The following is a 26,719-nucleotide window of genomic DNA, read 5'->3' as shown; positions in this document are numbered from 1 at the left end:
AAGCCTGCAGGATTGCCGGGGCTACTGGAAAGACCAAGTACAAGACCAGGTACCCGGGCAAAGGCGAGCTTGTCGTATTTGAAAGCTAGTATTTTGAAAAGTTTGCTTGTAACACATGCTTTTTGAGCAAGCATGCCTGGGATTGCGCCATCTCCAGCGTTTCTGGCAGCTTGTTTGCTAGTTTTGTGTAGCTTTGCAAAGAAAAAGTGCATAATTTTGCAATCCTGCCCGCCTATTGGTAGGATTAGTCCTTTTCATGCTTGCCATTAATTGTACATATAGGTACTGATGGCATATGAATATAATTCTGACACGATAAGAGATTGAAAATATTTCTCCCGTGAAAGAATTTGGGCAATATGCAGATTTACACTATTTTTCCACCGGATGCCATGCAAAACAGCCTGACGCGCAAGCCTATCGAAATCAAGATTTCTACTGTTGTTGCTGTTGCAATTTTGCTGCATGATTCATCTTTTCCTGTGCTGGAAACAGCATTGAAAGAAATGACAGCAGGTTCTCCCGACTTTTTTGATGATGAATTTGCTGTCATTGATGTCGAAGCCATCACTGAGCAGGCGCTGGACTGGAATGCCCTGATCCCACTATTCAAGGCACATGGACTGAACCCGGTTGCAGTGCGCCATGCGCGCGAAGAAGATCATGCCACCATACGTGGACATGGCCTGAGCATAGACGTAGTCAGCAAACCCAGGGCAGAACCTGAACTTAAAGTTGATGCACAAGTTGAACAGCAAGCAGCACCGGTAGAAGTAGTCGCTGAAGTTGCTGCGGCTCCAGCCCCCGTTGCAGTTGAACCACAGGTCATCATCCGCAATATGCCGGCCGTGGTCATCGATACGCCAGTACGTGCCGGCCAGCGTATTTATGCGCGCGGGGCTGATCTGATCATCACGGCATCGGTGAATAACGGGGCAGAAGTCATCGCCGATGGCAGCATTCATATCTATGCGCCTTTGCGTGGCCGCGCCCTGGCCGGAGCGACGGGAAATACAGAGGCCAGGATTTTTGCCCTGACCATGGAGCCGGAACTGGTCTCGATAGCAGGAATTTACCGTACTTTTGAAAACGGCTTCCCGCCGTTACAGCCTCACCATCCGGTTCAAGTTAAACTGCTGGGTGACAGTATTGAAGTATCATCAGTGAAATCAGCAGGTTAATTGCAGGTTGTACTGGAGATTAGCAGCCTCAATTTTCAGTATCTTCGGATAGATAAAAGGAGTTATTTGTGGCAAGAATCATCGTTGTGACATCCGGTAAGGGCGGCGTAGGCAAGACCACTTCCAGTGCCAGTTTTTCTTCCGGCCTGGCCATGCGTGGCCATAAAACCGCCGTGCTGGACTTTGACGTGGGCCTGCGTAATCTTGACCTCATCATGGGCTGTGAACGCCGTGTCGTCTATGACCTGGTGAATGTCATCAGCGGTGAAGCGACACTGAACCAGGCCCTGATCAAGGATAAACACTGCGACAATTTGTATATTTTGCCTGCATCACAAACCCGTGATAAGGACGCGCTGACAGAAGAAGGCGTGGAGCGGGTATTGAATGACCTGATCAAGATGGATTTTGAATTTATCGTCTGCGATTCGCCTGCCGGTATCGAGCGCGGTGCGGTTATGGCGCTGACCTTTGCTGATGAAGCCATCGTCGTGACCAACCCTGAAGTCTCGTCGGTCAGGGATTCTGACCGTATCCTGGGCATCATCCAGGCCAAGTCCAAGCGTGCCCAGGCAGGCGGAGAACCAGTCAAGGAACATCTGCTGATCACCCGTTATTCACCAAAACGGGTGGAAGCCGGTGAGATGTTGTCTTATACCGATGTACAAGAAATCTTGCGCATCCCCCTGATTGGTGTTATTCCTGAATCCGAAGCGGTACTTCATGCGTCTAATCAAGGTAATCCTGCCATTCACATGAAGGGTAGTGATGTTTCGGATGCTTATGAAGACGTGGTTTCACGCTTTTTGGGCACAGAAGTACCTTTGCGTTTCATTACTTACGAAAAACCGGGGCTGCTGCAACGCATTTTCGGAGGCAAATAATATGGCTCTGCTTTCATTTTTATTTAATACCAAACCTAAAACCGCCAATATGGCGAAGGAGCGCCTGCAAATCATCATTGCACGCGAGCGCACGGGCCGCGAGGGTGGTTATGATTTTTTGCCTGCATTGCGCGAAGAGTTGATCGCCGTAATCTCCAAATATACCAAGGTCAACCCTGAAGACATCAAAGTCTCACTGGACAAGCAAGGTAATCTGGAAGTGCTGGATGTGAATGTCGTTCTGCCGGAACTCGAATTACGTAGCTAGGCTGCAAATCAGGTCTGCGTTGCTGAAGCCAGTAACGCAGTTTAAACGTACTAAATAAACAACAAAATTGCAATTATCGGATTCCTTTGTCGAAAATTTGTAACAACAAGTAAGATGTGTTTTTTTCACATTTTTTCACATTTACTTATTTTTTCACTTGCTTTCGATATAATGGAACTTATTCCACTTAATTTGCCGGACATCAACGGTAACATCCCATGAGAATCGCTGTACTTGACGACGACAATAACTTGCTCGAATTGGTCTGCACCATATTGAATGCAGCCGGTCATACGACTCACCCTTTCCTGAGCGGGAAAGAGATGCTGCATCAATTGCGCAGGGAGAGTTACGACATGCTGATACTCGACTGGCAAGTGCCTGACCTGAGCGGCACCGAGATCTTGCACTGGGTGCGCGAAAAACTCTCGCCTACCCTGCCGGTGCTGTTCATGACCAGCCGTTCTGGTGAAGACGATATCGTGGCTGGCCTGGCTGCTGGTGCTGACGATTACATGATCAAGCCTATACGCCGCAGTGAAATGGTGGCGCGAGTGCAGGCTTTGTTACGTCGTGCCTACCCTACCCAGGCAGCGTCCGAACATCTGCAATTTGGCATCTACAAATTTGAAACCCGCGCAGGCCGCGTCAGTGTCAATGAAGTGCCGGTAGAAATGACACAAAAAGAATTTGACCTGGCCCTGCTGCTGTTCCGCAACCTCGGTCGCCCGCTGTCGCGCGCCTATATATTGGAAGCGGTGTGGTCACGCGACGTGGATATCCCTTCCCGTACCATGGACACCCATATCTCCCGCGTGCGCAGCAAGCTGGAATTGCGACCGGAAAACGGCTACCGCCTGGCGCCCGTCTATAGTTACGGTTACCGCCTGGAACAGATGACACCAGAATAAACACCTCCGGGGCAGCCAAGGCTGCCCCGGAAAGCTTTTCCCAACAAGGAGTCCCGCATGAGACTAAGTCCCCCCTCACTCTTGCGACAAATACCGTCTTGCCTGTTCTTCAGCCTGGCACTCGCAACCCCTGTCTATGTCTTTGCCAACCAGCCTGCGGCTACCCCCGGCAGTTTCATCAATACCCCGCCAGACATGACTTATTTCGCCCTGCAAGGCGATACCCTGTCCGCCATCGCCAAACGCTATACCGAGAAAACCAGCAACTGGCAAATCCTCGGCAAGCGCAACAATATAGGCAATGACAGGACCATACCCATAGGTACTGCCATCCTGATACCTTTGGAGTTATTGCCGGAAGAAGCCAGTGAAGCCAAGGTCATCGCCATGACAGGCAACCCGGCTTATAAAGCCGCCGATGGCACCTCAGGCAACCTGGCATTGGGCAGCGTGTTGAAAGAAGGTACGCAAATCAGTACCGATAAAAATGGTTTCCTGACCCTGGCACTGCCAGATGAGTCACGCATTTCCATCCCATCGAATAGCAATGTCAGCCTCTCCAAGTTACGCAAGACCAAATACACGGCCAGCCCGCGTACTGAAGTCACGCTCCTGCAGGGCAAGGTAGAGTCACGCGTGTCTTCACTGGTCAATAACAAGGGACGCTTTGAAGTACGCACCAATCTGGCCGTTGCTGGCGTGCGTGGCACTAATTTCCGCGTCGGTGTGAATGAGGATGGCATTGCCAATGAAGTACTGGAGGGTGGCGTTGCCGTCAATAATGCTGCCGCCAGGAAGAAAGATGAACTGGTATTGACCGCAGGCAAGGGCAATCTTATTTCTGCGACAGGCATAGGCAAGGTCGTGGACCTGCTGCCACCACCGCAGATGAATGACAGTTATTTGCAGCAAGAACGCCCTACTCTGCAATTCCTGGTGGAAACTACGCCGGAAGCAGCAGGCTATCGCGTGCAAATTGCCAAAGACAAGGACATTATTGATGTCCTGGCAGAAAACCGCTACAAGGACAATCGCTTCAAGTTTGATGGTTTTGCCGACGGCAATTATTTTGTACGCATCACCGCCATCGACAAGCTGGGCCTGGAAGGTCTGCCCTTGGTCAGAGCCGTGACTTTGAAAGCACGCCCGGAACCACCTTTCACTGTGCAACCTAAAAACAAGGTGAGGGCAGAGCGCCTGGATTTTGCATGGACAGAAGCCAGCAATGCCGTCAGCTACCATTTGCAATTAGCCAGGGATGCAGGCTTCAAGGACTTGCTGATCGACAAAGCTGATCTCAAGCAAGTGCAGTTCAGCGCTGATCGCCCCAAGGATGGCGAATATTACTGGCGCGTAGCAACGATAGCGAACAATAGCGGCAAAGCGGATCATGGCCCCTATAGCGACGTACAGAAATTCACGGTCTTGCCTGTCACCAGCCTGGCACCGCCAGATGAAGGCAATGGCAATCTATTGTCCTTTAACTGGGCATCAGAGCCAGGCCAAAAATTCCTGATACAGATCAGCACCGACGCCGAGTTCAAAAAACTGTTTTTGGACAAGGAACTCGACAAGGCTGAACTGAAGATAGCGCGCCCGCAAGCTGGTACTTACTTTATCCGCGTCCGTTCCACTGACCCCGATGGCTATGTCAGTGCTTTCACTGCCACCCAGAAAATCACCCTGCTGCCGCGCTGGACCAGTGGTGATGGTACGGCAATACAAAGTGGCGGCGGGCCGGTAGGCACCAATTATTAAGATATTATTGGGATACAATCACATAAGGTCAGATCAATAGCATCACTACATGAAAAACAGCCACTTACAAGTAGAACGAATTGCACTACGGGAGTGGCTGGTTCTCAGTACCATTATCCTTCTTTTCACCGCTGGCCTTTTGTATTACAAGGCGCTGGAGCGAGCAGACCTGGTCTTGTATGACAGGCTCATGCAAGTCAATTCCCGCCCGGCGCGGGATGACATCATCATCGTAGGCATAGACAGCCATAGTCTCTCGGAACTGGGCAAGTGGCCCTGGCCACGCCTGCGTCATGCAGAACTCATCAAGCAAATCAGCGCCGCCCAGCCGACTGCCATAGGCATGGACTTTGTGTTTACCGAAGCCGAAGAGCGCGATGAGCAAGCCAAAAACGGTGACCAGCAACTGGCAGAAGCCATCGTCCGCAGCAATAATGTGGTCTTGCCCCTGATTTCAGAAAATGCAGGCAGGGGCTTGATGACAGTACGCCCTATCCCCTTGCTGGCCAGTGCGGCCCGCCAGCTGGCGCATATCAATCTAGAGCTGGACAAGGATGGCGTAGCCCGCAGCGTATTTTTGCGTGAAGGCATGAATGGTGAATGGTGGCCGCATTTTGCTTTGGCCCTGGCTGACATAGGCAGCAAAACCACCCCAGGGACAGAAACAGATTTACCAGGCGAGCGCCTGGCTGCCGCCATGCGCAATGCGCCAACCGAACCTGGCACCTGGCAGCGCGATTATTTGATGCATATCCCCTTCGCTGGCAGCAGCGGGCACTTCCGTACCGTGCCTTATGTCAGCGTCTTGCGGGGCGAAGTGCCAGCCGACTTTTTCAAGAATAAGTATGTCCTGGTGGGGCCTACGGCGAGCGCCATGGCCGACTCCTTTCCTACCCCGGTGTCAGGTAATGAAGGCATGATTTCCGGTGTCGAGATCAATGCCAATATCCTGGCTGCATTGCTGGACCAGCGCAGCATACGGACAGCGCCGTCTGTCTATCTCTACCTGTTCAATTTGCTGGCAGTGGCACTGGCCTTGACGGCTTATCAAATGCTGTCACCGCGCAAGGCCCTGCTGGCCACTGCCGTGGTGGCAATGATTGCCATTCTGGGCAGTTGGGCCAGCCTGCGTTACAGCGGCTATTGGGCAGCGCCCACCACTGCCTTGCTGGCGCTGGCGCTGGCTTATCCTTTGTGGAGCTGGCGCAGGCTGGAAGCAGCAATCCGCTTCCTGGCTGAAGAATTCAGGATACTCGACCAGGAGCCGCATCTCTTGCCCGAGTTTATCGATGAAGATGAAGAGCAACCAGGACGCGCCCTGACCGATACCCTGGAACAAAGCATCAATGCCATGCGCGAAGCGGTAGACCGTGTGCGTGACTTGCGCCAGTTTGTCAGCGACAGCCTGGCCAGCCTGCCCGACGCCACCATGGTCACCACCACCGATGGCAATGTCTTGCTGGCCAACCAGCCAGCCCTGAGCTACTTTGCGGGCATAGGCATGCCTAAGGTGCATGATGCCCTGGTGCCTTATCTGTTTGCCAAGATGTCGCCGCCACAAAACGGTGAATCCGGGCTCGATACCAGCTTTAGCTGGTGGGATTTGCTCGATATCAAACATAGCAAGGCCATGTCACAAGGGATAGAAGTGCGCGACCCGCAAGGCAAGGATTTGCTGATCAAGAGTGCACCGAGTTACAACGGTGAAAAGCAATTGGTAGGCTGGATAGTCAGTCTCATCGATATCACCAGCGTGCGCGCAGCCGAGCGCAGCCGTGATGAAACCCTGCATTTTATTTCCCACGACATGCGCGCACCGCAGGCCTCGATACTGGCCTTGCTGGAATTGCAAAAAGATGCGTCAACCGCTTTGACTACTGAAGAATTCATGTCGCGCATAGAAAAAGCCTCGCGCGCCACCCTGGGCCTGGCCGACAACTTCGTGCAACTGGCGCAGGCAGAATCCCAGGATTATCGCTATGAAGAAGCCGATTTCCAGGACATCCTGCTGGTAGCGACCGAAGAAATGTGGTCACTGGCGCGCAGCAAGAATATCCGCATCACAACCAAAATCCAGGATGAAGAATTCCCTGTCATGGTAGACAACTCCCTCATGACCAGGGTATTGACCAATCTGCTCTCAAACGCCATCAAGTACAGCCCCAGGGATACCACGATTACCTGCTCACTGATACGTGAGCAACACCTGGCAGATGCCGTCATCGTCTGCTCCATTGCCGACCAGGGTTATGGTATTACCAGGGCGGACCAGACCAAGCTGTTCCAGCGCTTCCAGCGTTTCAAGACCAATGAGCAACCCAAGAATGATGGCATAGGCCTGGGCATGGTCTTCGTCAAGGCGGTGCTGGACAGACATCAGGCCAGCATCGATTTCACCAGCGTGCCCAATGAGGGTACGACTTTTAATATACGCGTCCCTGCTGATCTGGATTAATGCCCATCAAACAGAATTGCAATGATACATACTTGCTGATTAGCACGTTGCAAAAATAACATAATTCTTGAACCGTAAGGGTTCTTGATATGCATCAAGTAGCTGCGTTCAAGAAAATGCTCATGCAAAGCGTTATAATGCAGGCTTACATCCTCCCTCAGCTTATTTGCAATGCAACTGTCTGCCGTAGGCCTCAACCACACGACCGCGCCGCTGTCCTTGCGCGAAAAGGTCGCCTTCTCGCCTGAGCAAATATCTCAGGCGGTAGTGGCTGCGCGCGCCTGGTTTGGTCGCGATGACAATGTAGCAAGGCATGGGAATGAGGCAGCAATCCTGTCCACCTGCAACCGCACAGAACTGTACGCAGCCTGTACTGGTGCCAATGCGATTGATTCTACTGCGCATTTTCTGGCGGATTTTCATAAGCTGTCTTACACAGATTTACGTCCGCACTTGTATACCCTGCCGCAAGATAATGCGGTAAGACATGCCTTCCGCGTGGCCTCTGGCCTGGATTCCATGGTCATCGGTGAGCCGCAAATCCTCGGGCAAATGAAAGATGCGGTACGCCAGGCAGAAGCTGCCGGTGGCCTGGGCACTTATTTGCACCAGATGTTCCAGCGCAGCTTTGCTGTCGCGAAGGAAGTACGCACTACCACAGAAATAGGCGCGCACAGCGTCTCCATGGCGGCAGCTGCGGTCAGATTATCGCAACGTATTTTTGACAAGATCGCTGACCAGCATGTCCTGTTCATCGGTGCTGGCGAAATGATAGAGTTGTGCGCCACCCATTTTGCGGCACAAAACCCCAAGTCGCTCACCATTGCCAACCGCACGCTGGAACGTGGCGAAGCATTGGCCCACCGCTTCAGCGGCAAGGCCATACGCCTGGCCGATTTGCCGCAGCAACTGGCGCAATTCGACATCATCGTTTCTTGCACTGCATCTTCCCTGCCCATCATAGGCCTGGGCCTGGTAGAACGTGTCGTCAAGGCGCGCAAACACCGCCCCATCTTCATGGTTGACCTGGCAGTACCACGCGATATAGAACCTGAAGTTGCCAAGCTGGATGACGTGTTTTTATATACCGTCGACGACCTTGGCACTGTCGTGCAAACCGGCCTGGAAAACCGCCAGGCTGCGGTGGCACAGGCTGAAGCCATCATAGAAACCCGCGTGCAATCCTTCATGCATTGGGTCGATGGCCGCGCTGTTGTACCAGTGATACAGGACCTGCATGAAAGCAGCGAGCAATTGCGTCTGATAGAACTCGAGCGTGCGCGCAAGATGCTGGCACGTGGCGATGATATAGACGCGGTGCTCGAAGCCCTGTCCAAGGGCATCACCGCCAAATTCCTGCATGGCCCGCAACAGGCCCTGCATCAAGCCAGCGGCGATGAACGCGCCCGCCTGGCAACACTGCTCCCTCAATTATTCCGCACCAAGCGTTAGCGAACGCTACGCTGCTGGCCTGTGCGCGTAAGCGTTTACGGGCATTTTCTTCTGGGTCAAACTGACCCGCCCTATCATTAGCTTCATTAGCCCCATTAGCTATAGAGACCAAGAGTACATCATGAAACCATCAATGCTACACAAGCTGGACCAGCTTGCCGAACGCCTGGACGAAGTCGGCCACTTGCTCATGCAGGAAGGTGCCACCAATGACATGGACACCTACCGCAAACTCAATCGTGAGCATGCCGAGCTAGACCCATTGGTCGCTCTGTACAACAACTACAAACAAGCCCAGGCTGATATCGCCGAGGCCGAACTCATGCTCAGCGACCCGGACATGAAAGCCTTTGCCCAGGATGAAATCGAAGCAGCCAAAAACACCATGCAAACACTGGAAAGTGATTTGCAAACCATGCTGCTGCCCAAGGACCCGAATGACGAGCGCAATATCCTCATGGAGATACGCGCTGGTACGGGTGGTGACGAGGCTGCGCTGTTTGCCGGTGACTTGCTGCGCATGTATATGCGCTTTGCCGAGCGCAATCGCTGGCAGACCGAGATCATGTCAGAATCAGCATCCGAGCTGGGTGGCTACAAAGAAGTCATCGTGCGTCTGGCTGGCCAGGGTGTCTATTCCAAACTCAAATTTGAATCCGGCGGCCACCGCGTGCAGCGCGTACCCGCAACAGAAACCCAGGGCCGCATCCACACCTCGGCCTGTACAGTTGCCGTCATGCCCGAGGCAGATGAGCTGGCCGACGTGGTCATCAACAATGCTGACTTGCGCATAGATACTTTCCGCGCCAGTGGTGCCGGTGGTCAGCATATCAACAAGACCGATTCAGCAGTGCGCCTGACGCACATCCCCACCGGCATCGTGGTGGAATGCCAGGATGGCCGCAGCCAGCATCAAAACAAGGCACAAGCCATGCGCGTGCTGGCAACCCGCATCATGGATGGCCAGTTGCGCGAGAAGCAAGCCAAGGAGGCGGCCACCCGCAAGAGCCTGATCGGCTCCGGTGACCGCAGTGAGCGCATACGCACCTACAACTATCCGCAAGGCCGCATGACGGATCACCGCATCAACCTGACGCTGTACAAACTGGACTTCATCATGGATGGTGAACTCAATGAGCTGACGACCGCCCTGGTAGCAGAACACCAGGCAGAACTGCTGGCTGAACTGGGTGATGATTGACACGGCGGGCACAGCCTATCCCCAGGGTAAAACATGCTTTCGCGTAATATCATGATTTTTTGATTGCGCAATGGCAGTAAACTGTCGGATACTCGCTGCCACTATCATGTGATGCAGAACTAAAACACCAGACCTGCATCCTATACCTATACTTTCATCGCGTTCACCATGAATCTGTCGAAAAAAATTCTGCTGTCGGTTGCCATTACTTGTGTGGGTTTGCTGGCGGCTGCCATGTATTTGCAAATCGTCGAAAAAATGCTGCCTTGCCCGTATTGCGTATTCCAGCGCTACGCCTTTGCCCTGATCGCGATTTTCTGCCTGATTGCGGTAACGACAGATGGCATCCTGCACCGTCTCACTACTGGCATGGCTTTATTATCTGCCCTGATCGGCGCAGGTGTGGCTGGCAAGCATGTCTGGATACTCGAACACCCTGCCCTGTCTTGTGGCATAGACCCACTGGAAACCGGCTTGAACAGTATTTTCCTGGCGCAATGGTGGCCAGCCATGTTCAAGGCGGATGGCTTATGTGAAACCCCTTACCCACCTACCCTGGGCTTGTCCTTGCCAGCCTGGGCAGGCATATTTTTTATATTATTTAGCCTGACACTGTTGATTGTCTTGATACGCAATCAAAAAACCCAGCGCGGCATGTTTGGCCCCTCACGCTAATGCTGGACTGGCTAGAGCCTGGCATCACCCTGGCTGGCTGTGAAAACGCCAGCCCGCTGGAACGCATAGATACCCGTTTGCTGCTCATGCATGGCCTGGGTTTGACGCGCATACAACTGATCACTCAGTCTGAGCTGCAACTCAATCCTGAACAACTCGCCATCATGGATGAGTTATTCAGTCGCCGCATCCAGGGCGAGCCCATCGCCTACATCGTGCAAGAGCGGGAATTCTTTGGCTTGAATTTCCATGTCACACCCGCCGTGCTCATCCCCCGCCCTGACACCGAATTGCTGGTGGAACTGGCGCTGCAATATGCGCCAGACAATTCCAGCCTGCTGGACATGGGCACAGGCTCAGGGGCAATCGCCGTGGCTATTGCCCACCAGAGACCAGACTTGCAAGTGACGGCCCTGGATGTCAGCCCTGCCGCACTGGCAGTGGCCCAGGAAAATGCCAGGCGACATTTGCCTGCCGCTAAAGTGGCGTTTCATCTCAGTGACTGGTATGCGGCTCTGGCAGGCCAGCAATTCCAGACTATCGTCAGCAACCCGCCTTACATCGTCAATAATGATGTGCATTTACAACAGGGGGACCTGCGTTTTGAGCCAGTTGATGCGCTGACTGATCATGCCGATGGCTTATCAGCCTATCGCCACATCATAGGCCAGGCACATGTGCACTTGCAGTCAGATGGCTGGATTTTGCTGGAGCATGGCTACGATCAGGCAGAAGCAGTGCGGGGCTTGTTAATACAGGCTGGTTTGATTGAGGTGCAAAGCTGGCGTGATCTGGCCAGCATAGAAAGAGTCTCAGGCGGGAAATTACAAACACAGACATAAAAAATGGCGCCCTTGATCCTGGCGCCATTTTTTTATGCAGGTAAAACTTAGTTCCTGGATGGGAATATGCCTTCCATGGCGATGATGTAGTTCAAGCCCAGGTAAGGTTGCATGATGGTATTAGTTGATGACACAGTCACCGGGAATGCTGTCGCTGTGCCAGTGCCTGTAGAACCAGAAGTGACACTGACTGTGCCAGATACTGTAGTTACAACACTCTTGGGATTAAGTGGAACCAGGTTAGTCGCATCACCAGTTGTTGGCAAATAAACAGCACCTGAAGTACCACCACCACCAGAATTGCACAGTATGGCATTGGAAGATGGTGCCGTTCCTGATGACGCTGGCGATGCTGGGCCGCTGCTGGTCGCATTCATGACCGATGCGGTAGTAAAGGCAGAACCATTAACAGCTACGCTATGTGTATGGGCTGGCAAGTTCGCTACTGTCAAAGTGACACTACCAGTACCGGTAGAAATAGCAGTCACGTTATTCGTACCCGCTTTTTCACCTTGCGTGACATTGGCAATACCTGGGCCCGCACCCTGGGAGCCAACTACTACACGGCCACGCAAGTCAGGGATGCCAAAAGTAGCCTGGCCATCGCCACCATACATGGTGCCCAGCAAGGCAAACATGGCTGAGTTTTGTGCAATAGAGACAGTCTGCCCATTGCAGAACAGCCAGCCACGTGGAGGATAGTTAAAGCCTACAGCCAATATGGTACCCATGAATGCATCCATTGCATACTCCAATTCAAGTTATCGTTTAAATAAGGATGGTGCTATCTAGTCTATTCTGCATTCAAGCCTCCATTGCGGTTCGAATTCAGAGCTTTCATCAATGGCTTTCATATGCAAAAAAACAAGCAATTTCAAAAAAAGCAAACCAATTCTACAACTGTTATATGGAAATAACACTGCAATTTTTGCATCATTGTGCAACTTTACAAATTTTAACTTTTAGCCTTAAACTCTCTAATTGAGCATAAATTTGATCGCAATATTGCAGGCTGGGTAGTTCTGCTCCCCCCATCTCCCTGGACTTCAATTCAGGGTCACCACTAAAACCCAGATGCCTGTGCTTGGAATGCAAGGCCGAGCGTGCTTTCAGCGTCAATAATTCTTGCGCATTGCAATCCAGTTGAAACAGCGCTAACAACTCATTCCATAAAACATCCGGTAACTGGCTGTAATTCAATAAAATCAGGCGTGCAGATATCGTATGCTCAAAACCAGCCTCCAGCATGCAGGCCAATATGCTTGCTGTATAAGCATTAAAATCTGCGGCTGAGGCAGGCAAGTTTGTCGCTTGCAGGCGGGTGGTATTCAATAAACCGGGTATCATCTGCGGCCCACGCTGGCGCTGATGGGAAGCCAGTACGGCTTGCGGTTCACGGTATAAAAAGATGATGGGTATATCGGGATAAGCCTCGCGCACAAAAGGCAGCCAGGCTAGATGCCAGCTATCAAATTTAATAAAAAAATGACTTTCTTCCTGATGACGCTGTTGCCCGAGCGCGCTGATTAAATGCCTGAAAGTCGCAATCGCATCCGGCATGTCAGGATGCGCATGGTAGTAGCGAAAAAAAGCGTCCATGACTGGCGGCTCAGACATGACCATGCATTGCGGCAGTGATGCCAGCATTTGCGTCAACAGGGTAGAACCACAACGCGAGACGTGGAAGATAAAAGCCGTAGGCGCCACGCATGGCATACCGGCTAACTGCTCACTCAAACTGACCAGCGGTGTCAGGCACAACTGCCTTTGTTCACGGCTTTGCTGATTCAGAGTATCGAGAAAAAAAGACTCAATAAACCTGATCTCACCAAGATGACGCCAGCATACACTCGCCTGTTCTGCACTGATTGCTACCGGAAACCAGCCCAGCATGGAAGGCAAATGCCGGGCATCGATATGCTGAGCTCGCTGCAAAGCTCTTTCTTCCGCGGCGAAGCCTGGCTGACCAGTCATCAATGACACGCTTATTCCCCAGGCACTAGCTGACCCAGCATGATGGCTTCCAGACGCCTGGCGATCTGCAAGCCTGCGCCTGCTCCAGATGCGCGCAACATGCTGATCACTTCCTCCACATTGCCGTCGTGGATGGCCGGATCATCATATTTGGGCCTGGCCCTGGCGACCCAGCCAGCATCGCGAAATACCTGTTCCAGCCAGACATTGCTGACACAATCCAGCATCAGATGGACCCTGGCCTGCGCACTGGCATTGACTACGCCATGCAGGCAACTGGCATTCAGATACCAGGTATCACCCGCCGTGAAATGGACTTCTTCACCATCGATTTTGAATAGCACTTCGGGCGATGTGGTGATCGGAATATGCAGACGGGTAATCCCATCCTCCAGAGAAGTACCGTCATCCCTGTGTTCCTTGATGATGCCACCTGCTTGCAGCGACATCAGGCGCACAGAAGTTTTTTCACATGGGAAAAAATCCACCACTTCCCTGAGATAAGGGCAACTCTGCATCAGCACCGTATCTTGAAAATTGCCTTCATTGACAGGCATGATGTGATCGATACGGCCATCAACAGCACGCAGCGGCAGGCAGGACCAGTCATTCACATAGGCACTGGTATTGAAATGTCGTATCCATACAGAGGCTTCTAATTGCCGCAGCTCTGCACGCAGGCGTGGCAAATCAAAAGAGTATGGCAGCTTGAAATAACGGCTAATTGCTGGCATCGGCCTGTCCGCTATGGCTGACATTGACTCTGGAGAGCATGACTGCCCGCAGGATATTGCTACGCAGCTCAGTCTGCGCATGATCGTGCCAGTACATTTGATCAAACAAGGCATCTGTACTCTGCACAGTAAAACCCAGTTGCATATACAAGCCACGGGCAGCAAAATTGGTTTGCTCTACCGCCAGACGTATACCTTTGCCTTGTTCTTGCGCTTCTGCCTGCATCGCCTGCAAGATGGCCCGCGCAATCCCCTGACGCTGTGCAGATGGGATAATCGCGATATCCAACAGACGCAAATCCGCCTCACCTGTATCAATAATGACACGCCCGACCGCCAGGCCAGCATCCTCCACCAGATAATGCCCGGCATCAGGATAGTTCATCCTGACCCCTTCCATTTGCACATGTTGTTGCATTTTGATCATTTGGGCGATGAAAGCCGCATCCATAGGCATTTGCCGTAAATCCTCACGGCGACTGGCATACAGGGCATCCAGGAAAGCCTGGTCAAGGTCCAGTACTTTACGCAACGCAAGCGCAGCAGGTAATTTGTACACAAGCACTCCCAAGCTGGTTAAAATAACATGCATATCATCCTGCCTATGCTTGTGTTTTCTTGCAAGTGAAACTTTTCACAACATTGACTATGTCCATTAGCCTAGAACAAGTACACCCTCTCATCGGCAACAAGTTTCAAATCGAAACCTCGAATGGCATCATGCATCTGGAACTGGTAGAGGCGGAAGAGCGCCCACGCCGTGGCGTGCCTGAGAGTTTCCGCACACCTTTACTGCTCATTTTTGCTGGATCCTCCAGGCAGCCCCTGGCCCAGGATAATTATTTCATCGAGCACCCTTCTTTGGGGAAACAGGTCTGGACCATCGCCCCCACGCTGGCAGACCATGCCAAGGGGCAATATCAACGCCCACATGAAGACGGCAGCACCTGCCTGTACTACCAAGTCTTCTTCAATTAATTTCCCTCACACCAAGATTTCTGAGCTTGTTTGCGTGACATTCAAATTTTTCATTGATATTGCTTATTTAATTAGCAGTTTTTTTGTTACATTTGCACGCAAAAAAAGTTTTCAATGTTAATATCGCAGTTAGCTTTTTAACACTTAACAATTTATCTTCATGAATAATCAAGATAGATTGCACGTCAGAAATATTGGCATACCAAACTGACTGGCAGCATATGTGAGCTTGCTATAGCACAATAAAACAGCCCTTGCTGATTTCTGATTTGTTTCGTATCGGGTTTCTGCTTAGTCCCGATTTCTTTAGCTTATCGGTGGTGTGCAGATGCCTGGAAGTAAGAAAATAGAGAGCAGTACAGAACCTGCTGCAAACAAAGTCAAAACCTGGTGGCTCAGTGGCCTGCCCGGCGCGGGGAAAACAACACTTGCGCAAAGCCTGGCGCAGCATCTGCGCGAACTGTCTGTCCCAGTCTGTGTGCTGGATGGTGATGAAATCAGGCAGGGTTTATCCAAGGATCTGGGTTTCAGTCTGGCGGACCGTGAAGAGCAAGGCCGCAGGACAGCAGAAATGGCCCGCCTGCTCAACCAGAACGGTATTTCTGCCATCGTCGCTCTCGTCTCCCCCAGTATGCGCGGGCGCGCTTTAGCACGCGGCATCATTGGTCACGACAAATTTGTCGAAACCTATATCTCCACCCCTTTACATATCTGCCAGCAACGCGACCCCAAGGGCTGGTATGCAAAGGCAAAACAAAATCCAACACTGCAACTGACAGGTATTTCCGCGCCTTATGAGGCGCCCACGTCTGCGGAATGCGTAATAGATACTGATCAGGTTCAGATAGCTACAGCAATCAGCCAACTTGCCGCATTTTTAAAAATTTGAAATTCATGGAACAAGCAAAATACCACTTCATCTCTGGACTGCCTCGCTCGGGTTCGACCTTGCTGGCAGCTATTCTGCGTCAAAATCCGCGCTTTCAGGCGGGCATGAGCAGCGCCGTAGGTGCGCTGGTCAATGCGGTACTGACACAAGTGAGCGCCGGGAGTGAAGTATCCAGCCTGGTGAATCAGACGCAAAGAAAAGACCTCATGCGCGGTCTTTTCGATTCCTATTACAAGAATGAGCTGGACAAGGAAGTCATCTTTGATACCAACCGCATGTGGAGCACCAAGCTGCCACTGCTGAAGGACTTGTTCCCGAATTCCAAAATGATTGCCTGCGTACGCAATGTGGCCTGGGTCATGGATAGCATAGAGCGTCAATTCCGCAACAATCCCTATGAAAACAGCAAACTGTTTGGCAGCAGCATGTCACGTACTACCGTGTACCAGCGTTGCGAAGGTCTGACACAGCATGATCAGATGGTTGGTTATTCCTGGGCAGGTTTGCGCGAAGCATTTTATGGTGAACATGCAAAATCCCTGCTGGTGATTGACTATGATTTGCTGGCACAGGCGCCAGAAAAAGTCATGCAACTGCTATACCAGTTTATTAATGAACCTTATTTCCAGCATGACTTTGAAACCCTGGAATACGACGCTCCGGATTTTGACTTGCAACTGGGTGCATCAGGCTTGCACAAGGTAAAGCCCAAAGTTGAATTTACTGAACGACGCACTATCATCCCCCCCGATTTATTTGACAAATACTCGAAACTGACTTTCTGGTCTGACCCCAGCGGTAGTGCAGCAAACGTCATTGCTCCCAAGTTAAATGTGAAAGAAAACGAATCATGAACAACTCCATCATCAATAAACAAACTGACTTCGATATTCTGAGCATTAACACTGGCACGGTTGCACAACAGGAAGCACCGAAATTTGATGCTTCATCCCTGGCAATTCTGACAGCACCTTCCAATTCCAGTGCACCTTATGCCCCACCCGTATCGGGGCGCGTAGAAATTGTCTTTATCGAAGACAATGTGCGCGACATAGATACACTGCTCAAAGGCATAGGCGATGGCCGGGAAGTTCATATCCTTGATTCAAGCAAGGATGGTCTTGCGCAAATGGCCGACATTCTCGCTGGTCGCAAAGATATCGATGCCTTGCATTTGATCTCTCACGGCAAGGAAGCCTCGGTCAATCTGGGTGGGCTGATACTTGATCAATCCACCCTGAGTAGCCATGCAGCAGAACTGAAAACCATTGGAGATTCTTTAAGCAAAGATGGCGACATCCTTCTATACGGCTGTGACATTGGGGCAAATCAGGGAAAAGCTTTCATCGACCAACTGGCCGTCATCACTGGTGCGGACATCGCGGCATCGAATGACTTGACCGGTGGTAAGCCATTTAATGCCAACTGGAATCTTGAGGTCAACAGCGGCAGCATTGAAACAAGCTCTGTCGGGAATCCACAACTGCAGGCGTTGTATCACAATGTACTGAACATTGCTTCGGCAACGCTGAATTTTAATACCGCAGCAAACTTCAACGCTCCAGGGAGCGCAGGCGGTGTTGCAGGCGGTGCTTCAAGTGGCGTGAACGACGTCATCTATCAGGTAAACAATAATTCATCCTATTTATTCAAAATTGACGGCACAGTAAAAGATATTTCCAGAGACCCCGGCGGCTACATCACAACCGATTACTACGATGCCGGTACCGAAACTTCTATTACTTTTTCTTTTCAAACTGGCCAACAGTTTGACGCAAGCTCTATCGTTTTAATTACCCAAAGTCTTGCTCAGGACTTTGTCTTCAAAGGCTATAACGCGAACAATACCCTGGTTGCGACAAACAATAAGTCAATTACCGGCGCTAGCGGCACGACAACGACTCTCAATTTTAGTGGCATGACCGGCGTTACTAAAATTATCATGACAGCGACCTCGAACGGTAACAAGGTGCGTTATGCTGGTTTCGATGACATTGTTCTTGCCAACATACAACCACCTACCTCTATCAACAGCGCCGTCTATAATGCAGCTACCGGCGTACTGACCGTTACAGGCTCAACAATGGTTACTGGCGACACCATTGTTGCCAATAAATTTACATTGACTGGTGAAGGTGGTTCAACTTACACGCTGACCGACACCGCCAATACCACTGCCACGAGTGCCACCGCGTTCACACTGACACTAAGTGCAACTGACAAACTGGCAATCAATGGTTTATTGAATAAAAATGGTACCAGCGCTGCTGGCGGCACGACTTTCAACATTGCCGGCGCAGCTGGCTGGGACTCAACAGCAAGCGCTGCTGCCGATACTACCGGCAATGGCGTGACTGTATCCAGCGTGACAGCACCCACGATTACCTCGGCTACCTATAATTACACTACGAATACATTTGTCGTCACTGGTACCAATCTGGTCAGTGTCAGCGGTGCCAATAACGATATCACCGTCTCTACCCTGACCATAACGGGTCAGGGCGGTGTTACTCGTACGCTTTCTACCACTGGCAATGTGGAAATCAACAGTGCTACCAGTTTCACACTCACACTGGCAGGTGCTGATATTGCTGCAGTCAGAGCACTACTCGATAAGAATGGCAGCATTTCCAGCGGTGGTACTACCTACAACCTGGCTGCAGCAGATGACTGGAATAGCGCCATCACCGGTGGTGACATTTCTGACGCGACTAACGCCATCTCTGTATCCTTTGCGCCACCGCTTATCACGAGTGCCACTTACGATGCCAGCACTGGCCTTCTCACTGTCACCGGTGCCAATATCACCAATGGCGGCACGATAGATGTCAGTAAATTGTCATTGACAGGTGAAGCAGGCGGCTCATATACCTTGACCAATGCCACTGCCAACGTCACTGCTGGCAGCGTCAACGGTTTTTCTGTCACGCTGGGTGCGGCCGACAAATTGAACGTGAATGGCCTGCTGAATAAGAATGGCACGACTGCAGCAAGTACGACGACCTTTAACCTGGCAGCTGCCGCTAACTGGGATGTCACTGCTTCTGCTGCTGCCGATCTGACTGGCAATGGCGTCACCGTCTCGAATGTCACTGCACCGACCATCACTTCAGCAGCTTATGATGCAAGCACCGGTATATTCACCGTCACAGGCACTGGCCTGGTCAAGACAGTAGGTGCCACCAACGATATCACCATCAATAAACTGACCATTACCGGTGAAGGTGGCGTCACCCGCACGATTTCTACTACCAGCAATGTAGAAATCACGAATGACACGACGTTCATTTTCACCCTGGCTGGTGCAGATATTGATGCCGTCAATATCCTCTTCAACAAGAACGGCGCCAGTTCTACTGGTGGCACGACTTACAATCTCTCAGCTGCAGATGACTGGGACGGCCCCATCACTGGTGGAAATATCCAGGATTTGACGAATGCTGTGACGGTATCCAATGCTGCCGTCCCTACCATCACTTCGGCAACCTATAACTCCAGTACTGGTGTTCTGGTCGTTACCGGCACAGGCTTGACTATACTGAACGGTGCAGCGAATGACATCGTCGCCAATAAATTCACACTGACTGGTGAGGGCGGTGCCACCTATACCCTGACGGACACGGCAAATGCAGAGATCACATCGGCTACCAGCTTTTCACTGGTACTGAGCGCCACTGACAAGTCAGGTATCAACCAGATCGTCAACAAAAACGGCACCAGTTCCACCGGTGGTACTACCTACAACGTCGCTGCAGCAGAAGACTGGGCAGCAGGCGCAGATGCAGCGGTTGTCATTGCCGACCTGACTGGCAATGGCATTACTGCCACGGTCGCGGCACCTACCGTCACCTCAGCCACTTATGATGCCAGCACCGGCAATCTGGTGGTCACAGGCACGGGCTTTACCCATCGCGCTGGTGCCACCAACGATATTATTGCCAACAAATTTACGCTGACAGGACAAGGTGGCAGCACATATACCCTGACCGATACACCTAATGTAGAAATCAGTTCTGATACCAGCTTTACATTGACACTGTCTGCGACCGATAAACTGGGTTTGCGCACTCTGCTCAATAACAATGGCACGCAATCGGTAGGCGGCACCACCTACAACCTCGCTGCAGCAGATGACTGGGCCAATGGTGCTGATGCGACGCTCAATATCGCTGACCTGACAGGCAATGGCATTACCGTATCGAATGTCGTATCTCCGACCATCACCTCAGCCACTTATGATGCCAGCACGGGTATTCTGTCTGTCACTGGTACCAATCTCGCCAGTGGCGATACCATTGATGTTTCCAAACTGTCCCTGACTGGTCAGGCGGGTTCATATACTCTGACCACGGCCAATGTCACTGCGACCAGTGCGACTGCATTCTCAGTCACTCTGAGCGCTGCAGACAAAATGGCTGTCAATGGTGTGCTGAATAATAATGGCACTATAGCCGTTGATACGACGACATTTAACCTGGCAGCAGCAGCAAGCTGGGACACGACAGTCACTACACCAGCAGATCTGACTGGCAATGGCGTCACGGTCGGCAACGTCACAGCCCCAACCATCACGTCTGCGACTTATAACGGCACCACGCATGCTTTCGTCATCACAGGTACCAATCTGGTACAAACCATAGGTGCCACCAACGACATTACCATTTCCAAACTGACGATTACCGGTGAAGGCGGGGCCACGCGCACTTTGAGCACCACTGGCAATGTTGAAATCGCGTCCGACACCAGCTTCATCTTCACCCTGGCCGGTGCAGATATTGCCGCTGTCGATAACTTGCTTAACAAGAATGGCCTATCCTCCGCCAGTAGTTCCACCACTTATAACATTGCCGCAGCCGACGACTGGAACAGCGCCATCACCGGCGGCAACATCGCTGACCTGAGCGGCAATGGCATCAATGTCTCCTTTGCAGCACCAAGTATCCTGAGTTCTACCTATGATGCTGCAACCGGGATCCTGAGTGTGTCCGCCGTCAACATTGCCAACAACGACGTCATCGACGTCACCAAATTAACTGTGACTGGCGAAGGCGGGTCTTACACGCTGACCGTTGATACCAGTAACCCAACTGCCGCAAGTGCCAATTCTTTCATCGTCACGCTGGGTGCTGTCGACAAGCTCGCCATCAATGGCATTCTGAACAAAAATGGTACATCTGCAGTTGATACTACGACGTTTAACCTGGCCGCTGCCGCTTCCTGGGACCAGACCAGAACTTCTGGTGCTGACCTGACAGGTAACGGCGTTACCGTCTCGAATGTCGCAGCACCAACGATTACATCAGCTACTTACGATGGTACTAGCCACGTATTCATAGTCACTGGCACCAATCTGGTCAAAACCATAGGCGCGACCAATGACTTGACGATTTCCAAACTGACGATTACTGGTGAAGGTGGTGCAACACGTACATTGTCCACCACCGGCAATGTTGAAATCACGTCAGACACCAGCTTTACCTTTACCCTGGCCGGTGCAGATATTGCCGCTGTCGATAGCTTGCTCAACAAGAATGGCACATCCTCCGCCAGCAGCTCCACCACTTATAACCTTGCTGCTGCCGACGACTGGAACAGCGCCATCACTGGTGGCAATATCGCTGACCTGACTGGCAATGGCATCACTGTCTCCTTTGCGGCTCCTAGTATACTCAGTTCCACCTACGATGCTGCAACCGGTATCCTGAGTGTGTCTGCCGTCAACATTGCCACTAACGACGTCATTGATGTCACCAAATTAAGTTTCACTGGCGAAGGCGGTTCTTACACGCTGACAGCTGCCACCAGCAATCCAACTGCCGCCAGTGCCACGTCTTTCATCGTCACGCTAGGTGCTGCCGACAAACTCGCCATCAACGGTATTTTAAACAACAACGGCACCGCTGCAGTTGACACCACGACGTTTAACCTGGCCGCTGCTGCTTCCTGGGACCAGACCCGAACTTCCAACGCAGACCTGACCGGCAATGCCGTCACTGTCTCCAATGTCACAGCACCAACCATTACGTCCGCAACTTATAACGGCACCACCCATGCCTTCATCATCACAGGTACCAACCTGGTGCAAACCATAGGTGCTACCAACGACATTACCATTTCCAAACTGACGATTACAGGTGAAGGTGGGGCTACACGCACATTAAGCACTACAGGCAATGTTGAAATTACGTCAGATACCAGCTTTACATTTACTTTGGCCGGTGCAGATATCGCCGCAGTCGATAGCTTGCTCAACAAGAACGGCACCTCCTCCGCCAGCAGTTCTACCACCTATAATCTTGCTGCAGCCGACGACTGGAACAGCGCCATCACTGGCGGCAATATTCAGGATCTGACTGGCAATGGCATCACTGTCTCCTTTGCGGCTCCTAGCATACTCAGTTCCACCTACGATGCTGCAACTGGCATCTTGAGTGTGTCCGCCGTTAATATCGTTGGTGGCGATACTATCGATGTCACCAAATTAAGTTTCACTGGCGAAGGCGGTTCTTACACGCTGACAGCTGCCACCAGCAATCCAACTGCCGCCAGTGCCACGTCTTTCATCGTTACGCTAGGTGCCGCCGACAAGCTCGCCATCAACGGCATCTTGAACAAGAACGGCACCACAGCGGCTGATACCACCACCTTTAATCTCGCTGCTGCTGCATCCTGGGATGCCACCACCACATCGAGTGCCGACCTGACCGGCAATGCCGTCACCGTCTCGAATGTGGCTGCACCGACCATTACGTCGGCAACCTATGACATCACCACCCACATCCTGACTGTCACAGGTACTGGCCTGGTCAAGACCATCGGTGCCACCAATGATATTACTGTCACTGCCCTGACCATCACCGGCGAAGGCGCAGCAACGCGTACACTCTCGACGACCGGCAATGTTGAAATTACCAGCGGCACCAGCTTTGCAGTCACCCTGGCCGGTGCAGACCAGGCTGCTGTTGAAGCCCTGTTCAACAAGAATGGCACCACATCCACGGGTGGCACGACTTACAACCTGGCTGCAGCCGATGACTGGGACAGCGCCATTACCGGTGGCAATATCGCGGTAACAACGTCCGCCATTACCGTCAGCAATATCCCGGTCCCGACCATCACCTCCTCAACCTATGATGCCAACACTGGCGTGCTGGTCGTCACCGGTACTGGCCTCAAAGGCCTGACAGGTGCCACCAATGACATCGTCGCCAACAAATTCAGCCTGCAAGGTGAAGGTGGTGCCAGCTATACCCTGACCACTACCGCCAATGTCGAGATCACCTCTGCCACCTCGTTCACCCTGACCCTCAGTGCGGCAGACCGCCTGGGTGCCAACCTCATCATGAACAAGAATGGCACCAGCTCCACCAGTGTCAATACCTATAACCTGATTGCCGCCGAAGACTGGAATGCCGGGGCTGATGCAGCGGTTGTCATTGCCGACCTGACCGGCAATGGCATTACTGTTGCCAACGTGGTGGCACCTACCGTCACATCGGCGACTTACAACGTTGCCACTGGTGTGCTGGTCGTCACAGGCAGCAACTTCCTGACACTGACGGGTGCGGCCAATGACATCACTGCCAACCGTATCCGTTTGCTGGGTCAAGGCGCATTCAACTACACCCTGACTGATACTTCCAACGTCGATATCACGTCCAACACCAGCTTCACCATCACCATGAGCGCCACCGACAAGGCGGCCCTGGCCCTGAGGATGAACAAGGATGGGACTTCGTCCACGGATACCACCACCTATAACCTCGGCATGCTGGAAGACTGGAATACCGGTGCTGATGTTGGCGTCACCATCGCCGACCTGTTTGGCAATGGCATAACCGTCACCGGCAACAACGTCGCCCCGACGATAGGCGGTGTCGTCGCAGGCCAGACTGTGACAGAAACCACCACCGTATCTCCTTTCAGCGGCGTCACCATCACCGACCCTGACGTCGGTGCCAGTGAAACCATCATCATCAGCCCCGACCTGGCAGCCAAAGGCGCTTTCACCGCAGCTTCCCTGGCAGCCACAGGCTTCTCGACTGCCGATGGTGGTTTGACCTACACCCATGCAGCAGGTACGCCTGCAGCAGTCCAGGCCGCCATTCGTGGCCTGGTCTTCCAGCCAGCGGCAGGCAGGGTAGCGGTGGGGGCGACCGAAACCACCACCTTCACCATCAGCGCCAATGACGGTATTGCCTCTGCCGTCCTCAACAACACCACCACCGTCATTGCCACCGGCATCAATGCCGCACCGACCAACATCAGCCTCTCGAATGCCACGATACAACAAGGTTCTGCCGCCAATACCAGCGTTGGCACCCTGAGCGCGACCGACCCCAACCCGGGTGACACGGCCAGCTTCAGCCTGGTGAGCGGCAATGGCGCCAATGACAAAGACAATGCCAGGTTCAGCATCAGTGGCAACAGCCTGGTGGCCAAGAACCCCCTGAGCATGACACCGGGCAACTACACTGTTTTGGTGCGTGCCATTGATGCCGCAGGCTCCGCCTATGACAAAAGCCTGGTCATTGCTGTCAGCGACAATGTGGCACCTACCGCCACCGGCATTACCCGTATCCAGAATGAAAACACCAGCCTGGGCACGATAGAGTACAAAGTCACCTTCAGCGAAGCTGTCACCGGTGTCACCACAGGCGCCTTTGAACTGGCAGGTACCGGCACGGCAGCAGGTACCATCAGCAGCATCATCCAGCTGGACCCCTCGACGTATAGTGTCAAGATCACTGGTTTGACAGGCGATGGCAGCCTGGGTCTCAATCTCAAGGGCAGTGGCACTGGCATCGTCGACACCTCCAGCCTGCCACTCAATGGTGGCTTTACTGGGCAGTTGTACCAGGTTGACCATACCGCACCGACCACCGCCATCGGCAACCTCAAGTTCTCCAATGATGATGGTGTCAGTGGGACAGACTTTGTCACCACCATCAATCTGCAAACCATCACTGGTAGTTTGAGTGCGGGCTTGCTGGCTGGTGAAACAGTGCAAGTCTCGCTCGACAATGGCGCAAGCTGGGTCAATACCGTCACGGCCATTGGTAGTACCAGCTGGAGCTTGTCTAACCAGATACTGGCGGGCGGCAATACCCTCAAAGTCAGGGTAGTTGACCTGGCGGGCAATAGCGGTCCTACCCTCTCGCAGTCCTTTAGCATTACCACGCCACCAGACAATCCCAACACCGGTAATACCGATGTGGATGGCGATGGCATCAGCCAGCAGACAGAAGCAGAAGTGCCCAATCTGCTGGGCGGTGGTAATGGTGACGGGAATGGCGACGGCATCCAAGATCAGTCACAAAAAGACGTCACTTCGCTGATGTGGAATAGTAATACGGCGGCCAACCTGCATTATGTGACCCTGGCCAATAATAACTTCCTGGCACAAACCAAAACTTCGACCATGACTGCCCCGGCGAATCTGCCAGCAGAGCTGAGCTTGCCTTATGGCATCCTCACCGCTCAACTGGAAGGCCTGGCCGCTGGTCAGGAAACCACGCTGTCGCTGTACACCGATGCATTAACGCCTGTGAATGGCTACTGGGTACAAGACAAGGCGGGGACCTGGACAAATATCGCCACCAATATTACCAATACGAATGGCAAGCTGAAGGTGGACTTCAAAATCACCGACGGTGGCTTGTTTGATGCCGATGGCAAAGTGGATGGCAAAGTCCTCATCAGCGGTGGCCTGGGCTTTAAAACCACCATTCCCACCAATCCGAATACCTCTTTGCCCGGTGACAAGGATGGCGATGGTATCCCGGATGCCGTCGAAATCAGGGTAGGCACCAAACCGGACCTGAAAGACAATGATGTATTGCACCGCTCTGATTTGTTTGCCATGCAGTTGTACCGTGATGTCTTGTTCCGCGAGGCAGATACCGCAGGTTTGCAATACTGGCAAGGGCAGATCGATACCGGCAAGATGAGCCGTGCCCAGGTGGCAGCGTCGTTCATGGAATCGTCAGAATTCCAGGGAAGCATAGGCGGCATCACACGCCTGTACTTTGGGGCCTTTGATCGCCTGCCTGACCGTGATGGCCTGGCTTACTGGATGCAGGCGCAAAAGGATGGGATGAATCTCAGCAAGATCAGCGCGTCCTTCGTCGCCAGCACTGAGTTCCAGAAGACCTATGGCGCATTGGACAATACGGCCTTTGTGGAACGGGTCTACCAGAATGTGCTGCACCGGGCTTCTGATACCGCAGGCAAGGATTACTGGCTGGGGCAACTGGGCAATGGTTTGAGTCGTGGCGATGTGCTGGCAGGCTTTACCGAATCGGTCGAGTTCAAGGCCAATTCTCAATCCAAAGTGGCATTGACGCTGGATTACATCGGCCTGCTGGGGCATGCGCCGGATCAAGCGACCTTTGATCATTTGCTGGCGCAGTCGGGCACGGATGTGGTGACGCTGATTGGGCAGTTTATTAATTCGCCTGAGTATCTGGCCAGGTTTATGGCTGGGTAATTTGTCGGGGGAATTTGTGGTGTGCGGA

At 52.4% G+C, this 26,719-nt stretch carries 18 protein-coding genes; 14 read left to right on the top strand and 4 right to left on the bottom strand.

The genetic code is table 11. The features are described 5' to 3' along the window. The first annotated feature begins 359 nt into the window (after positions 1 to 359). The 10 genes from minC (at position 360) to prmC (ending at position 11,627) form a co-directional block, all read left to right on the top strand. A complete protein-coding gene (minC, locus tag ACO0LF_RS09440) occupies positions 360 to 1,181 on the top strand; it encodes a septum site-determining protein MinC (protein WP_423013846.1) in 822 nt (273 codons plus the stop codon). Between the two features lie 68 nt (positions 1,182 to 1,249). Continuing rightward, positions 1,250 to 2,065 (top strand): septum site-determining protein MinD, encoded by an 816-nt coding sequence (gene minD / locus ACO0LF_RS09435; RefSeq protein ID WP_423013845.1) that lies wholly within the window; start codon positions 1,250 to 1,252, stop codon positions 2,063 to 2,065. Between the two features lies 1 nt (position 2,066). Continuing rightward, complete coding sequence (gene minE, locus ACO0LF_RS09430; protein ID WP_110258154.1) at positions 2,067 to 2,333, top strand: cell division topological specificity factor MinE; 267 nt, start codon at positions 2,067 to 2,069, stop codon at positions 2,331 to 2,333. A 218-nt stretch (positions 2,334 to 2,551) separates the two neighbouring features. Then, positions 2,552 to 3,244: a response regulator transcription factor gene (locus ACO0LF_RS09425; protein WP_110258153.1), complete on the top strand. Its 693-nt coding sequence runs from the start codon at positions 2,552 to 2,554 to the stop codon at positions 3,242 to 3,244. Positions 3,245 to 3,301: 57 nt separating this feature from the next. After that, complete coding sequence (locus tag ACO0LF_RS09420; RefSeq protein WP_423013844.1) at positions 3,302 to 5,002, top strand: FecR domain-containing protein; 1,701 nt, start codon at positions 3,302 to 3,304, stop codon at positions 5,000 to 5,002. A gap of 49 nt (positions 5,003 to 5,051) precedes the next feature. Next, on the top strand, positions 5,052 to 7,457 hold the full coding sequence (locus ACO0LF_RS09415; RefSeq protein ID WP_423013843.1) for a CHASE2 domain-containing protein: 2,406 nt from the start codon (positions 5,052 to 5,054) through the stop codon (positions 7,455 to 7,457). Between the two features lie 171 nt (positions 7,458 to 7,628). Further along, entirely contained in the window at positions 7,629 to 8,909 is a 1,281-nt protein-coding gene (hemA, locus tag ACO0LF_RS09410; RefSeq protein ID WP_423013842.1) for a glutamyl-tRNA reductase, read from the top strand. 121 nt (positions 8,910 to 9,030) lie between these two features. After that, positions 9,031 to 10,110: a peptide chain release factor 1 gene (prfA, locus tag ACO0LF_RS09405; protein WP_423013841.1), complete on the top strand. Its 1,080-nt coding sequence runs from the start codon at positions 9,031 to 9,033 to the stop codon at positions 10,108 to 10,110. A gap of 168 nt (positions 10,111 to 10,278) precedes the next feature. Next, complete coding sequence (locus ACO0LF_RS09400; protein ID WP_423013840.1) at positions 10,279 to 10,785, top strand: disulfide bond formation protein B; 507 nt, start codon at positions 10,279 to 10,281, stop codon at positions 10,783 to 10,785. Then, entirely contained in the window at positions 10,785 to 11,627 is an 843-nt protein-coding gene (prmC, locus tag ACO0LF_RS09395) for a peptide chain release factor N(5)-glutamine methyltransferase (RefSeq protein WP_423013839.1), read from the top strand. Before ACO0LF_RS09400 ends, prmC begins: the two co-directional genes overlap by 1 nt. Positions 11,628 to 11,674: 47 nt before the next feature. Here prmC and ACO0LF_RS09390 read toward each other — a convergent pair whose 3' ends face one another. From ACO0LF_RS09390 to ACO0LF_RS09375, 4 genes are all read right to left on the bottom strand, one after another. Next, positions 11,675 to 12,358, bottom strand: a complete 684-nt coding sequence (locus ACO0LF_RS09390) for a phage tail protein (protein ID WP_423013838.1) — start codon at positions 12,356 to 12,358, stop codon at positions 11,675 to 11,677. A gap of 202 nt (positions 12,359 to 12,560) precedes the next feature. Further along, positions 12,561 to 13,601, bottom strand: a complete 1,041-nt coding sequence (locus ACO0LF_RS09385) for a sulfotransferase (RefSeq protein WP_423013898.1) — start codon at positions 13,599 to 13,601, stop codon at positions 12,561 to 12,563. An 11-nt stretch (positions 13,602 to 13,612) separates the two neighbouring features. Then, positions 13,613 to 14,335 carry an aspartyl/asparaginyl beta-hydroxylase domain-containing protein gene (locus ACO0LF_RS09380; RefSeq protein ID WP_423013837.1) on the bottom strand — a complete coding sequence of 241 codons (723 nt, stop codon included), beginning with the start codon at positions 14,333 to 14,335 and terminating at the stop codon, positions 13,613 to 13,615. Then, positions 14,322 to 14,894, bottom strand: a complete 573-nt coding sequence (locus ACO0LF_RS09375; RefSeq protein ID WP_423013836.1) for a GNAT family N-acetyltransferase — start codon at positions 14,892 to 14,894, stop codon at positions 14,322 to 14,324. Before ACO0LF_RS09375 ends, ACO0LF_RS09380 begins: the two co-directional genes overlap by 14 nt. An 89-nt stretch (positions 14,895 to 14,983) precedes the next feature. On the opposite strand from ACO0LF_RS09375, the gene ACO0LF_RS09370 reads away from it, so the two are divergent. From ACO0LF_RS09370 to ACO0LF_RS09355, 4 genes are all read left to right on the top strand, one after another. Beyond that, complete coding sequence (locus ACO0LF_RS09370; protein ID WP_423013835.1) at positions 14,984 to 15,313, top strand: DUF6916 family protein; 330 nt, start codon at positions 14,984 to 14,986, stop codon at positions 15,311 to 15,313. A gap of 328 nt (positions 15,314 to 15,641) precedes the next feature. Further along, positions 15,642 to 16,202, top strand: coding sequence for an adenylyl-sulfate kinase (gene cysC / locus ACO0LF_RS09365; protein WP_423013834.1), 561 nt, complete (start codon positions 15,642 to 15,644; stop codon positions 16,200 to 16,202). A 5-nt stretch (positions 16,203 to 16,207) separates the two neighbouring features. After that, positions 16,208 to 17,056, top strand: a complete 849-nt coding sequence (locus ACO0LF_RS09360; protein ID WP_422953523.1) for a sulfotransferase family protein — start codon at positions 16,208 to 16,210, stop codon at positions 17,054 to 17,056. Then, complete coding sequence (locus tag ACO0LF_RS09355) at positions 17,053 to 26,691, top strand: DUF4347 domain-containing protein (protein WP_423013833.1); 9,639 nt, start codon at positions 17,053 to 17,055, stop codon at positions 26,689 to 26,691. Before ACO0LF_RS09360 ends, ACO0LF_RS09355 begins: the two co-directional genes overlap by 4 nt. Positions 26,692 to 26,719: the final 28 nt, after the last annotated feature.

Origin of the sequence: Undibacterium sp. Di27W, assembly GCF_049340345.1 — a bacterium.
Taxonomy (GTDB): Bacteria; Pseudomonadota; Gammaproteobacteria; order Burkholderiales; family Burkholderiaceae_D; genus Undibacterium.
The sequence above is the reverse complement of the archived record's forward strand: the minus strand, read 5'-3'. Positions and strand labels throughout refer to the sequence as shown.